Genomic DNA, 13947 nt, shown 5'->3' with positions numbered 1-13947 from the left:
GGGCGGCCCTTTCCGTCTTCCCGCTTTTCCGTTTTCGGCAGCAGCGGCGCTATCACCAACCGTTGCTCTTTCGTCAAATCCATTCACACCCTCAAAAATGTACTGCTCCTACGAGTGTATCATTTTTGAGATACGTTCTAGCGTCGGCCGACGTGCCGGCGTCTTTCAGTTTCGCACTCCGCACCGAAGGCCTCACCGGGCGACTAAACGCGAATAACAGCGTTTCGCTGCTGGATTCCAGCGGGAAGCCTGCGATGGTCATCGCGAGACCGTGGATGCAGGACGCCAACGGCAAACGGAGTTACGCGGTAGCGGTGACCCTCGGCGAGACCGCCCAGGGGAGCGTTTACACGATGACGCCGGACGCTGCCTGGCTGGCGAAGGCGGCGTATCCGGTAACGGTGGATCCCACCGTCAACGCCTACGTGGCCGGAGAGATATGGAACGGTACGGGGACCAACCGCTACCCAACCGATGAACGCGTGATGCGGGATTCCTGCGGTTATGGAGACAGTGTTTACCCAGACGGCCTGCCGGAAGTCCTTATCGGCCCCGATCCGTTGTACCCTGGCTATCTCTGCGAAGCGGTGATGGTATTCGGGGCCAACCTGGACGGCATCGGCATCCCGCCGAACGCGACGATCAATAGTGCGGTGTTCCATCTGACGGTCGATTGTGACGGAAGCGAAGGCGGCGATACGATCACCGTTGCCGACCTGCCGTTTGTTCCGAGCGCGGCGACCTCCTGGACGAGTATCGAAGCCGCCTACGCTTTGGACGCGCAACACCCCTCAGCAACGGCCACGGCGTATACGAACGGCTACCCGGACACGGATTTCAACATCACAAGTATCGTGCAGTACTGGGTGACGAAGCAGACGGCGCCGCTGGGCATCCGGCTTCGCGCGGATTCCTCCAGTAATCCGATCTATGCGCACGCACATGACTACAACGCGCTGGAGATCACCTACACGAGCACGGGTACGGTATACGGAAGTACGCCCGGAATTACCGCCGGGATATTCATGGACAACACCTCCGTAGCGCCTGGCAGCACTATTGAAGCCTGGCTTACCGACGGCGTGGACGGCTACGGCTGGGCGCGCGATTGGCGTTACCAGTACGTGAACGGCCAGAGACAGACCGTGCCCGTGGACGATTCGATCTCCCATGTTGTATGGAGCGTACCGATTGTCGGCGGGCAGCCGATAGGTACTCTCACGCTTGCCGGCGAATCCGGCGGAACAACGGCATTGGACGTTTGCGGTGACAACTGCCTTGATGGAAACCACCACATCGGCGATAAGTTCCGCGTTGCATGGCATGTACCTTCCAATGCGCCGCTTGGGAAATATGGACCAACCGCGAAAATCTACGATACCGGCCTGGGAAGCCCACTGACGCAGAACAGCGTTGACCCCACTCCATTTACCATCTCCAAGACAGTTGATGTTGGCGTAGTTACTTACGATAGCCATCCGCCGATCATGGCGGCCATCGGCGCGCCGAACTATGTTGCGCCTACATCCTACGCGACCATGAATCCCGGCGGCAGCGTTTACCTGCGCGCCCTCAACGGAACGCAGAACAACACCGCGTATGACAACGACACGAAGTACTTGGCCCGCGACGCCGCAGGCACTGACAAAGTGGCCGTCGGCGCCGTATCGGATGTCATCGATTCGGTTGTCTGGCACGTAACCGACAGCCAGGGACGGCCCGTGGGTACGCTGACGCAACTCAACGCGACCACATCGCAGTGGATCGCCCCGGCGACGCCTGCCGACTGTTTCGTCACAATGACTATCGACGACAAGGCGGTCAACGGTCCGGACCGGGACGACAAACCACAGACAATCATGGCCCGCATCCACGTAGGAACTATCACGCCAATGGAGCTTCATCTCATTCCGGACGACAATGATGATGAGGACAGCGCCATTCAGATTGCCCGTAATTTCTGCCGCGCTGTTGGCGCAGACGAAACCGGACCAGCCGAAGCGCACTTCCCTGCTCTGGTCGACTACGGTGGAGCGCAACCGACGTACTACGCGCCACGCTGGTCCGTGAAGTTCGAAAGCGGCACCGAGGTCCAGGTGGTAGACTCCACCAGCCCGGTGATCGCGCGGTACACCAACTTCAAGACCACGCGAGATCTGCTTGAAAGCCAGGCGCCACCTACTGCAACGCTAGGGAACTCCGACGCAACTAACGCTGCGGGTGCCGTGCGCATGGCCAGCGGATCCAGCGACACAATCGGCGCCTCAACTATAACCCATGGACAAATGACGGATTCCCTTGCAGCCGGCCAGATATGCACCGTTGTTTATGGACGGTCATTCAACGATCCCTATAACGGATCGGTGCCGTACCGCGATCAGGCGGTTCGCGTGATGCTTCAGGATAAGGACGCCGCGTTGCTTGACCCCGGTGAAACGACGGCGCTGTTGGGTTATTCGCTAACACTACCCTCGGCTGAACCCGCGCCCGCCACACGGCTGTATACATGCTCAACCCCGCCACTGCCGACCGACGATTGCACACTCGCATCAAACTTCGCTATTGGCATCCTCGAATCTCAGGCCCCGGACTTTGTGCCGGTCAGCGCAAGCACCCCCTCGCTGATGGTCGTCCAACCAAACACATACTGGATAAATGGTAACAGCGAGCCCAGCGGCGCCGCACCAATGATAGCATGGGTCTGCGTCTATACCGACGCCAATTACCTGTCCTATGAAGTATGGGTGCGCGCAGATACCGTGACGGTTGTTGGGGGTTGCCAACGGGCAACTGCCAAATCGGGTGGGAGACGTTCTGCTTCGTCAAACCTCGTATCACTCAGCAGAACAGCACCGGAAAAGCCAAAGATCAAGGCAACAACCGCGAAAAGGGTCAAACCGCGGAAACACGGCGCAGAGGCGACGAAAAGGAGGGCGCACCGATGAAACGGACAATAGCACCTTGCCGCACCATGCTAACCCTGGTAGCCGCTATGCTTACTGCGGTCTTCCCACACCGCGCAGTAGCTGGCATGACGCTAACATACACCGCCAATGGACAGTTTACAGATTCCACCGGAACGCGGCCTTGGCCTACCCAGTTGATTCCAACCTCAGATGCTGACAAGTATGTCTGCGTCTACGTAGTGGAGCCTGATAGTACCACAGGGGTGATCTCATCTGGAACGATCACGCCAGTCCTGACTTGGGACGGTGCCGGAGGCAAGCTGAACAACCTCAGTGTTGTCTATTCAGTCAGCGCCGGCGCTTATCCATACGATATCACACGATCTGACAACGTAACCGACAGCTTCAACGATCCCGAGCTACGTGCCTTCGGGTACCCATTAGGACAGATAGACTCTACCCGTCTACTAACACCAAAACCGAGCTTGGCCGGTATGCAAGCGAACGTGCCATTTCCTTTGCCGGCGGTATCCATCTCTGGGCATACCTACGTAACCCCTGGAGCGCCTGCGACCAGTCGGGTGGTGTTGTGGTTCCGATGCTCCATGATCGATATCAGCATCAACGGTGAGAGTACCGACGAGGCGACTGGTTCGCCGCCGCCCTATTTCAGCGGCACCAATTGTAGGGTCCGAGGCAGCGCAACCCGCCCGTATTTCACCGTTGGAGGCGGTCCCAAGAACCTCACACACGCCTGGCTGCTAGTGAATAATGAGGTGGTGAACGAGTGGCCAAACCCGAACCCACCGCCTACACCGCCAGGTCAATTCCCTCCATCGCGTGACCCGCAGCCCTCCGTAGACTTGAGTGCGACATTCGATAGCACCCACTTTGCCGATGGAAGCGACATCACCGTTACATATCGGGTCGTGGACGACCACCAGACAGAACATGAGATAAGCACCACCGCGACGGCTAAGAACCGGGCGCTTCTGTTGGGAAACTCGTCCGACGAAAATCTCGCCGAAGTGGTTCCCGGTATACTGGAGTCTTTGGGAGGAAGTGCCTCGCAAATGAACCACTCAGTGATGCCGTCGATGACTGACGGAAAGACAGCCATCCTGGGGAGACTGCCAGTATACACTGCTTTTTTCATAGATACCCACGGGAGTGAAACGTTATTCGCCGACTGCACAATGAACCTCACAATATACGGTCCCTCCTATTACGTCTCGTACCCAGAAATCCAGGTATCTGTGGCATCGAAGACTGCAGACCAACCTCAGTATAATTTCGTTCAAATTCAGGCGTGCGAGTCGGCGGGCGTTACTACGGGTGGGGTGCGGACCGACATTGCGAACGCGTTTGGCATCGCTTACGGCGATGTCGACCGTGCGTTTCTAGGGTGGCACCACGAAATGGCAATCGAGCTAGGTAATCCCGAGTGGGTGAAGCGACTATGGGGGTATCTGGCGAAAGGGGAGCCAGCGCTCCTGGCGGTCATGCACAGTGACTTGGAGGGCTGGCCGCAAGGCGAATACGTTCGCGGCGACCCTAGCAGCTACGGTCCGGTGGACGCAATCTTGATTGGCGACCATCGGACCAAACTGCACGGCGTCTATGGGCTTGATGGCCTCGCATGGTCCCGGCCCCTGGAAGAAGGTATGTGAACGGGATGGCACCTAGACGTTTGGTTACGCGCAAATTGTATAAGGCGTGGGGGTCTCGGCCCGACTGCCTCGCCCTGCGTCCGGCGCAGGCCTTTCTAGTGATCGCGATCTCAGGATTGATACTGCTTACTTACCTAACCCCGATGCGCCGTGGCGCCGGTCCTTCCATATCACGTCCAACAATTTCCCTGCCCTATTTCCTTGAACATGCGGACAGCATAGACATCTACTTTGAAAGTGGGGGCGTTGCAGTGGGTCTGGCAGTGCTCGGACCTTCGTCGAACGCCAAGATGTTACGCCTGCTGAGGCAGTCCGCTAACTTTCATACGAAGCCACCGAAGCGACGGGGCACTATCTACGTCGGCGCGTTCAGCATTGCAGGCAAGGTTTATATTGAAGACGCAGCCCTTCAGTCGTACGAGTACATTCCAGAGACTGGCGAACTTGGGTTAGGAGCAGAGTGGTGCACCGTCCCTAAGCAATTCCGAATCTGGCTAAATAATCTCTACAACCAAGCGCCAAAGAGGCACTATGCGATCAGTCACCTTCCGGGCGTCGTCGTAGTTGGTGCTCCCCACATTCGGAAGCCACCTCTGTGCGAGGTAATATCGGTAAGTTCAAGATCGCATGTATTGAAGACCAAATCTACCGAGACTTTGAAGAGAGGCGGGCGGGCTCAGCCTCTGGGCGTCGAAGGCTGCGAAGCTCAATGCGCAATCGGAACTCAGCGAGCGGATACCGCTCGACGCTGGAGGCGACTCGCAACCTTTACAATTCGTCGCGATCAGCGGTGGCCCGCTTCGTACGTCGGCAAGATAGTAAACTACCGCTTCCGCTGGAAGTACAAGGATGGAACGTACGGCCCGTGGAGCAAGCCGGTGAGCGCGAAGGTGCTGCCGTAAGGGAGTAGCATTCGGCATCCAGCATCCAGCATCCAGGTTTCGACCTGGATGCTGGATGCTGGATGCTGTTTGCCCTATGAGCAGCCCTCGCTGGCGATGACGGCATCAACTTCCATGCCGGCGATGAGGCGGAAGTTGGAAGTGGGAAGTTGGACGTGGGAAGTTGCAGATGGGACTTTGTCCTTTTCGCCAACCATGTTGAGCGAGACGAGGACGTCGCCGATGGAGACGTGTGATTTGGACTGGCGAACCCCGAATCCCAATCCGCTCACCTCGGATTCCACATATTCCAGGTGTTCGAGCCATCCCACCACTGTTCCGTTGGCAGGCCGACTGCACCTCCGGTCGCCGTCTGCCGCAGCTTCAGGAACGCCACGTGGCCATCCGCAAACGCATAGCACGCCCCGCCAGGGTGCAGCGATCGCCCGACGCCCCTGTTTGGATTCCACTGCCTCTTGAAATACGATTTCACTGGCCCGTCGGTCTCTACCCATGCGCGTGGATCCACGTCAATCCACTGGGAAAGCGCTCGGTTCCAGGCAGAGGAGTCACCCTTCATTGCTTTGCGCCCGCCCGCTTCGGTGAATGCGTAAGGGTGTCCCATCGGTTCGGAGGTCGCGAGTTCGGCCAGCACAATCGTGTTGACGCGGTTTTCGAGCGCGTCCAGCGAGACAGAGTAGGGGCCGGCAGCCCAGTCCGCGTTGCCGTCGAACGCCGCTTTCGGACGCGTGATCAGCAGGCCGTTCAGCCCGTAGTACACCACCCGTGTGCGCGGCGGGGGCTGGGACGGCGACCGTATCCCTTTGCCGTCTGCGCTGCTCAGGAAGTTCTCGTCCCCCTGAAGGTAGGGCGCCAACTGCTGGTCCCACACGTTGTGATTGGCCGTGCCCGACGCATCCGACATCCACCCCGGCAGACGGTCGCCATTGTCCGTCGCGTAAGCCTGGATGGCAATAGACAATTTGCGGAGGTTGTTGATCGCCCTGGGTTCCGCGACGAGTTTGTGCGGGAACATCGCGGCGGCGACCAGCACCATCAGGGCGGGCGCCGCCAGCACACCCGTGGAGATCACGGCTCCCGCCAACGCCAGCCCTCGCGACCACACCACGCCCTCGATGAACCGCAGTTCGCGTATCACGGAGAGGCCAAGGTAGAGGCCCAGGAAGGCGCAGATCGCCGCCACGCCCACGGGCAAGAGGTCCATCTGTAGGTCGAGCGAGGAAAGGACGATGAATGCGCCGGCGGCGCCGAAGAGGACGGAGAGGATTCCGCGGGCCCGGGTGGAGAGACGCGGCGCCCCGCTTGCGTACCGTCTGATGCGCCACAGCCGCGCGGCCTCGGCGCGAGACGCCGCATCCGACAGCTTGAACCCGCACATCCGGCACGTTGAGGCTTCGTCGAGATTGTTCTCGCCGCAACGGTCGCACATCATGGCGCCACCTCCTCTGCCCGCACGCTTCTACGGGTTTGGTCACGCGGGGATCCCAGATATTGAGGATTATAGCGCACGCGTCGGCGCAACATCACGCGCCAGCGCATGGCGGTCAATCGTAGTTGAGGCGCTCTTCCTCGGTGGGCAGCAGCCGCTGGCCGCGGGCGGCTTCGTAGAGGCGGACGACGTATTCCTTGAAGGCGGTGTCGAGGTCCGGGTCGTGGCGCCCGCCGTGGGGGAAGGTGGGATCCTTGCGCACGGTTTCGTATGCGGCGTCCACGGTTTGCGCCCAGGGGCGGGGCAGATGGAGGAACCAGGTGATCGGGTGGTTGAGGATCCTGGCGATGGCCTCCAGTTCGGCGATGCCGATGGAGCGCGCGGCGCGCTCGTAATGGCCCACGGCGACTCCGGAGACGCCGAGCTGTTGGCCCAGTTCCTCCTGTGTGAGGCCGGCGGCTTCGCGGGCCTGGCGGATGCGGCGTCCGATCTCATCATACCGATCCATGGCGGTCTCCGTACATAACGTTAGGCCCCATTGCGGGGACTCACGAAGATTCTAGCGTGCGCGCAAAGAAAAGGCAAACAAATGTTGGGTATCGCTTGACGGCCTCCAAACGGTGTGTTATCATAACGCCGGGGAATAACGAACATTTGTTCGGAGTGGAGGCCGGCATGCAAAGGATCACCGCGGGACAGGTAGAGGTATGGCTGCAATCGCACAATCACCAGGGTGGCGAATACCCATTCTATACGGACGAACAGTTGAGACGGCGAAACGACAGGCACGGCACCGTGTCCATCTCGGAAGAAGCGGCCGGGCTGCCGCCGGTCGTGACGGCCTATCTGGCGGAAAGCCGGGTGCTGGACCATCTCGATGCGCTGCGGCTCAGCCCGGTTGACCGCGCCGTCGCCGCGATGCGCGCGGCCGGATTCACCCTCAGGGAGATATCGGACAGAACCGGCCTGAAGCTCTGCCGCGTGGAGCGGGCGCTCAAAACAACGGCACGCCGGCTGAGGGCGGCCGCGCGGGCGGAGGGACGAGGGTCGGAGGGGTGGCAGGAGGTCTACCTCGCGGAAACCAGAAGGGGAACCGGCTACAGGGACTAGGTATAGTGTGCCGGGTGGCAGGAAACAGGTGGCGGGTGGCGGGTGGCGGGTGACAGGTGACAGGTAACGATACCCAATGCCGCTACCTGGCACCCGACACCTGGCACCCCACGCCCGTCACCTGACACCCGCCGCCGGTTCGCCAAAAACCGTTATCATATAGATATGGAATGCAATAGAACAAGTCGGGGCAGGCGCGCACATGGCCGTTGATCGCGCGAGGAAGAACGGGGTCTCCCCCACGAGGATGCACGTCGCTGTACGCGGCGCCGTGCAGGGGGTAGGATTCCGGCCATTTGTGTACCGCCTGGCCACGGAATTGGGCCTCGCCGGATGGGTGAACAATTCGCCTCAGGGGGTCTTCATCGAAGTGGAAGGCCCGGACGCGACCGTCCGCCATTTCCTCACGCGCCTCGAGGCGGACAAACCGCCCCGCGCGTCCATCCGCAGCGTGGAACCGAAAGTGCTCAAGGCCGCCGGCTATATGGGTTTCGAAATCCGCCGTAGCACACATCAGGGCGCCAAGTCCGCGCTCGTTCTGCCGGATATGGCCACATGCCCGGATTGCCTGCACGAAATTCTGGACCCCGAGAACCGCCGCTACCGCTACCCGTTCACGAACTGCACCAACTGCGGCCCGCGCTTCAGCATCATCGAGGCGCTCCCGTACGACCGCCGGAACACCACGATGCGCGGCTTCGAAATGTGCGAACGCTGCCAGGCCGAGTATGAGAATCCGCGCGACCGCCGATTCCACGCGCAGCCCAACGCCTGCCCGGACTGTGGCCCGCAACTGGAGTTCTGGGATTCCAAGGGCATCGTGCGCGCAACCCACGACGAAGCGCTCCTCGCCGCCACGGCCTCCATCCAGAAGGGCCACGTGGTGGCGGTGAAGGGGCTGGGCGGTTTCCACCTGATCGTCGATGCGTGCGACCAGACCGCGGTGCGCCGCCTTCGCCGTCGAAAGCGCCGCGAGGAGAAGCCGCTGGCGCTGATGTTCCCCTCGGTGGAGCACATCCGCGCGGAATGCGACGTGTCCGATCCCGAGGAGCGCCTGCTGCTCGCGCCGGAATCGCCGATCGTGCTGCTGCGCCGGCATCAGGCGGGCGGGAGCATCATCGCCGACGCCGTGGCGCCAAAGAATCCCTTTCTCGGCGCGATGCTGCCGTACACCCCGCTGCACCATCTGCTGATGGCGGAGCTTGGGTTCCCCGTCGTGGCGACCAGCGGCAATCTCTCGGACGAGCCGATCTGCACGAACGAAACGGAGGCCGTCGAGCGGCTGAAAGGCATCGCCGACTGCTTCCTCATTCACAACCGGCCCATCACCCGCCACGTGGATGACTCCGTGGTGCGCGTCCTGCTGGGGCGTGAAATCGTCCTCCGGCGCGCGCGCGGGTACGCTCCAATGCCGGTTCCGATCCCCGAGGAAACGCGTCCCATCCTGGCCGTCGGCGCACATCTCAAGAACGCGGTGGCGGTCGCCGTGGGCCACGAGGCGTTCATCAGCCAGCACATCGGCGATCTGGAAACCGTGCAGGCCGGCGCCGCGTTCAATCGCGTCGTCGCCGATCTGCAGCGCCTTTACGAGATCACGCCCGAGGTCGTCGCGTGCGACGCCCACCCCGACTACATGTCCACGCAGGCGGCGATGGCGATGGATACTCCGGCCGTCACCGTTCAGCACCATTACGCTCACGCCCTCTCGTGCATGGCGGATAACGGCCTCGACGCCCCGGCACTGGGTGTGGTTTGGGACGGCACGGGCTACGGCCTGGACGGAACGATCTGGGGCGGCGAATACCTGGCGATCGACGACGCGTCTTTCACCCGCGCCGCCCATCTCCGCACCTTCCCGCTCCCGGGCGGAGACGCCGCGATCAGGGAACCACGCCGCTCCGCGTTCGGGCTCCTGTACGAGGCCTTCGGTGACGGGATCGTCGACTGGACCGACCTCGCCGCGATCCGCTCGTTCAACATGACCGAGCGCGAAACGCTTTGCTCCATGCTGCGCTCCGGCGTGAACGTGCAGAGGACATCCAGCATCGGGCGGCTGTTCGATGCGGTGGCCAGCCTCTGCGGCGTGCGCCACGAGGACAAATTCGAGGGCCAGGCCGCCATCGAACTGGAATTCGCGCTGGACGGCGCCAGCGCCGGCGAGGGCTATGAGTTCGGATTCGACCGGCAGGGTCCGGACGGTCCCATCGTTGTGGACTGGTTACCCGTGCTCGAGGCCGTGCTGAGTGATGTGCGGAGCGGCGTGCGGCCGCGCGTCGTCTCGGTGCGCTTCCACAACGCCCTGGTCGAATCCGTCGCGACCATCGCCGCGAAGGTCGGGATCAGAAACGTCGTCCTCAGCGGAGGTTGCTTCCAGAACGCGTACCTGCTGGAGCACGCCGTGCGCCGGCTGGAGATCGAGGGCTTCCACGCATACTGGCATCGGAGTGTGCCGCCGAACGATGGCGGCATCGCCCTCGGCCAGGTGATGGCCGCGCAGCGGAAACGATGAGCGATGAACGATGAAGCTTGAACGATGAACGATGAACGCGGAAACGATGAAGCTTGAACGATGAACGATGAATCCCCGAATAGCCCCCGGCGTTCATCACTCTCTGTGCCTTTGTGTCTTTGTGGTGAGAATTCCGGGTTTGTTCCGGCATAGGGCCGGAAAGCAATAGAAAGGAGGCGTCGCCATGTGTCTCGCCGTCCCAGGCAAGATAAAGAGCATCGAGAACACGGACCCCGTGCTGCGGGCGGGCAAAGTGGATTTTGGCGGCGTCTCGCGCGACGTCAACCTCAGTTTCGTGCCCGAAGCCAACGTTGGTGACTACGTGATCGTGCACGTTGGCTTCGCCCTCAGCAAACTGGACGAGCAGGAGGCCAACGAAGTCTTCGACTACCTCCGCCAGATGGAGGAAGCGGATGCGCAGGTGAGGGCTGAGGCTTGAGGGCTGAGGGCCGAGTGTCGGGTGTCAGGTGCCAGGTGCCGGGGACTGGAAACCGCCACCCGGCACCCGTCACCTGTCACCCGTTACCCGGTACACCCCGTGGTCACGTGACTCCGGTGCGCCGCTCATTCTACCTGCATAGCTGCGGAGGGAACGTGAACATCAGGTGCTTCTTGACATTGGCCGGTATGCTGCTGCTCACTTCATCGCTCCGCGCCCAGCAGATCAAGCTGAGCTTCAACGCCGTCTTGATGGATCCCATAGCGAGCGAGGGCGTCGTGTATTTCGGAACGTCTGACGGCAGGCTGTATGCTGTCAACGCTACGGATGGTTCCAGCGTATCCGGTTTCCCACTTGATGTCCGAGCCGCAATTGGAGATAACAGCTACCCGATCACGCGGCCTTCCGTGTATTACGGTGCATTGGGAAAAGCGATCTACTTGACAACGTCCAAAGGTGGAGTCGTCAAGATATGGCCAAATGGATCCATTGCTTGGACTAATTCATTTGCCGGTTCATCGAGTTACGGCGGCACGGCGACTCCGGCAGTTACTCCGGATGGCACCGTCATCGTTGAGAGGAAGACCTCCGCAAACATCTTCATCGTCAAACTCAAGGAGTCCGATGGAACGACCGTGATGACCTCTCCCCCGCTCTCAAGTACGTATTATGACTGGGCAGGTTCGCCAGCCGTTGTGGGAGACAACATCTATACATCGGTGACGCGTCCGCCCAATAATCTGAGCATCATTGTTTTGAATCGGAGCGATCTGACAGTGAAGGCCGCAACAATGCCGGCGCCACAGGGCTGGTCGCCAGCGTATGTTCGCGGCGACGGGATATACTACGGAACGGCGTCGCTTAACTCGTCAGTCGTCAAACTGAACTCGTCAACTCTGGCTCCTGACCCGCGGTTCGGGCCCTCAACCCACCCCGGCCGGATCGTGCTTGGCCCGTCGGATTTGGGTGCATACACTGAGATCTCCGCGTCGCCAACTTCCGCCGATCAGGATCCGGGCGGAACCATCTATGCGTCCGTCCAAAGCAGCAATATCGCCGAGGTCGTTGCCATCGACGCGGAATCCGGGAGCGTTCGCGGCCTGTATTATGGGTCCTATGGCGCCGGCGGAATGGTAGTCAGTTCGCGCAATATCGCTGCCTACGGCGACGGCAATACAATGAACCTGTTCTCAGTGACGGGAGGCGGTATGCGGTCCTATACGGTTGTCGGACGCCCGCAGCGCCCCACGTATGACGCGAGCACCGATCGTTTCTTCGCGCGAACAATCCAGGGGACGGACGGCATCTCTTACCTCATGGGGTTTGACAGCCCCTGAGGAGGGTTTCGGGTGTCAGGTGGCAGGACCCGCCACCTGACACCCGCCACCCGAAACCCGCCACCCGAAACCCGCCACCCGAAACCTGACACCCGTCACCCGTCACCGAAACTCTATCCCGCTACCAGTGGGCGGCTCAGTTCGTATTCGGCGTTGTCGCAGATCTCGCGCGCGGAGGATCCGTCCTGCGGGATGATGAGTGACGCGCCGCGGAACTCCAGGCGGGCGCCGCGGGTGTACTCGACTTCGCTCAGGGTTGAGAGCAGGCGGTCGCGCACCATACGCGCGCCTTCGCCGGTGTGAGGGAGAATCACCGCGAAGACCGCGTCGCCGATGTACGCGCCGACGTCACAGCGCCGCACGCAATCGCGGAGAGCCGCGCCGATGCTGAACAGCGTTCGTTCGCCCCATTCGCTTCCCAGGCGATTGGAATATTCATCGAAATTCACGCAGCGTACCCAGACCGTGGACAATTCCTGCACATAGCGCTGTGCCCGGACGATTTCCTCTTCCATCCGCCGGACGTAGTGGTCCTGGGTGTAGAGGCCCGTCACACGGTCCACGATGCTGCCCTCGCCGTAGTCGCTGCCGGACGCGGATTGCTTCTGCCGCAACTGGCGCTCCTGGAGTTCGGTATACGCCAGGCTCTTGCCCATCTTCTTCACGGCCGATTTCAGCAGGTGGCTCACGTAATTGCACGATACGCCGAGCGCCTTGGCGATTTCGGTCTGAGACAGGTCCTGGAAAAAGAACTCGTGCACAACGCGCTGTTCGATCAGCTTGAGATTGGAGACCATATCCTCCAGCACGATGCGCTCTTCCAGCGGGATATGGAACGAGACGAGGCGCAGGCTGCGGATCTTGTCCGGGTCAACGGCGGGTGCGTCGTCTTCCGTAAAGCCGTCCAGCGAGACCACTTTGGAAACCTGTTCGGCCTGAAGGACCTCCGTCAGCGCCTCCTCCGTGATGTTGCACGCGCCCGCCAATTCGGCGACCGTGGGCTCCCGCCGCTGCCGGCTCGTCAGGTCGGCGGATGTCTTCTTGATGATGCGGCGCAAATCCTGGCTCCACGCCGGCTCGCGGATGATGGTGCCCTTGTCCCGAAGATAATGGCGGATCTGACCCGTAATGAGATGGTGGGCGTAGGTGGAGAACTTGACGCTGAACGTGGTGTCGAAGAGGTCTATGGCTGTGAGCATGCCCAGATAGCCCTCCTGCACGAGGTCCTCCATCGGCTCGCCGGTATCGACGAACCGGCGGGCGACTTTCTCTACGAGGGGGCGGTGGTAAACGACCAGCGCTTCGCGCGCCCGTTCGTCGCGGTCCAGGCGATATTTGTTCAGGAGGCACAGAACGTCCTCCTCGGTAACGGTCTTCCGGAACTGCTGCACCGGCTCGGCGACCTCCGCACGGTTAGCTATAGCCATCGTCGTCACTCTCCCTTGCGAGCAGTCCTGTGCTCGTCATTTCTTCTTTTCGACCGCGGGACCCGCGCACTTTACCGAGCTACCTCAATTATCGATTTTAGAACGGCCAAACGCAGGACGATTTCCCGTGCAACGAAAGGCTTACCCGGCTTGCGCCTGATGGGCTGGGGGCGGCCAATCGGCCTTTCCGGGCGTCGGGCATTGAAACACCCGCCTGA

At 61.1% G+C, this 13947-nt stretch carries 11 protein-coding genes; 7 read left to right on the top strand and 4 right to left on the bottom strand.

Annotation, left to right across the window (positions count from 1 at the left end; all coding sequences use genetic code 11):
- Positions 1-125 precede the first annotated feature (125 nt).
- The 3 genes from VGM51_15520 (at position 126) to VGM51_15510 (ending at position 5478) form a co-directional block, all read left to right on the top strand.
- The gene (locus tag VGM51_15520; protein ID HEY3414447.1) at positions 126-2945 is read left to right on the top strand and encodes a hypothetical protein; all 2820 of its coding nucleotides are present in this window, start codon (positions 126-128) and stop codon (positions 2943-2945) included.
- Positions 2946-3511: 566 nt separating this feature from the next.
- Positions 3512-4576 carry a hypothetical protein gene (locus tag VGM51_15515; protein HEY3414446.1) on the top strand — a complete coding sequence of 355 codons (1065 nt, stop codon included), beginning with the start codon at positions 3512-3514 and terminating at the stop codon, positions 4574-4576.
- Positions 4577-5208: 632 nt separating this feature from the next.
- Positions 5209-5478, top strand: coding sequence for a hypothetical protein (locus VGM51_15510; protein ID HEY3414445.1), 270 nt, complete (start codon positions 5209-5211; stop codon positions 5476-5478).
- Positions 5479-5552: 74 nt separating this feature from the next.
- Here the strand turns inward: VGM51_15510 and VGM51_15505 are convergent, their stop codons facing one another.
- From VGM51_15505 to VGM51_15495, 3 genes are all read right to left on the bottom strand, one after another.
- Positions 5553-5750, bottom strand: a complete 198-nt coding sequence (locus tag VGM51_15505; protein ID HEY3414444.1) for a hypothetical protein — start codon at positions 5748-5750, stop codon at positions 5553-5555.
- On the bottom strand, positions 5747-6910 hold the full coding sequence (locus tag VGM51_15500) for an H-X9-DG-CTERM domain-containing protein (GenBank protein HEY3414443.1): 1164 nt from the start codon (positions 6908-6910) through the stop codon (positions 5747-5749). Before VGM51_15500 ends, VGM51_15505 begins: the two co-directional genes overlap by 4 nt.
- 112 nt (positions 6911-7022) lie before the next feature.
- Positions 7023-7415, bottom strand: a complete 393-nt coding sequence (locus VGM51_15495; protein HEY3414442.1) for a helix-turn-helix transcriptional regulator — start codon at positions 7413-7415, stop codon at positions 7023-7025.
- A 167-nt stretch (positions 7416-7582) separates the two neighbouring features.
- On the opposite strand from VGM51_15495, the gene VGM51_15490 reads away from it, so the two are divergent.
- The 4 genes from VGM51_15490 to VGM51_15475 all read left to right on the top strand — a co-directional run bounded on the left by VGM51_15490 (position 7583) and on the right by VGM51_15475 (position 12302).
- Positions 7583-8017 carry a hypothetical protein gene (locus tag VGM51_15490; GenBank protein HEY3414441.1) on the top strand — a complete coding sequence of 145 codons (435 nt, stop codon included), beginning with the start codon at positions 7583-7585 and terminating at the stop codon, positions 8015-8017.
- 202 nt (positions 8018-8219) lie between these two features.
- The gene (hypF, locus tag VGM51_15485; protein ID HEY3414440.1) at positions 8220-10526 is read left to right on the top strand and encodes a carbamoyltransferase HypF; all 2307 of its coding nucleotides are present in this window, start codon (positions 8220-8222) and stop codon (positions 10524-10526) included.
- A gap of 184 nt (positions 10527-10710) precedes the next feature.
- A complete protein-coding gene (locus tag VGM51_15480) occupies positions 10711-10965 on the top strand; it encodes a HypC/HybG/HupF family hydrogenase formation chaperone (protein ID HEY3414439.1) in 255 nt (84 codons plus the stop codon).
- A 173-nt stretch (positions 10966-11138) separates the two neighbouring features.
- Positions 11139-12302, top strand: a complete 1164-nt coding sequence (locus VGM51_15475) for a PQQ-binding-like beta-propeller repeat protein (protein HEY3414438.1) — start codon at positions 11139-11141, stop codon at positions 12300-12302.
- A 113-nt stretch (positions 12303-12415) separates the two neighbouring features.
- Here the strand turns inward: VGM51_15475 and VGM51_15470 are convergent, their stop codons facing one another.
- Positions 12416-13729, bottom strand: coding sequence for a sigma-70 family RNA polymerase sigma factor (locus VGM51_15470; GenBank protein HEY3414437.1), 1314 nt, complete (start codon positions 13727-13729; stop codon positions 12416-12418).
- Positions 13730-13947: the final 218 nt, after the last annotated feature.

The organism is Armatimonadota bacterium, from assembly GCA_036504095.1.
In the GTDB taxonomy this organism is placed as follows: domain Bacteria; phylum Armatimonadota; class DTGP01; order JAKQQT01; family JAKQQT01; genus DASXUL01.
Note: the sequence above shows the minus strand (reverse complement) of the source record. Positions and strands in the feature narration are given on the sequence as shown.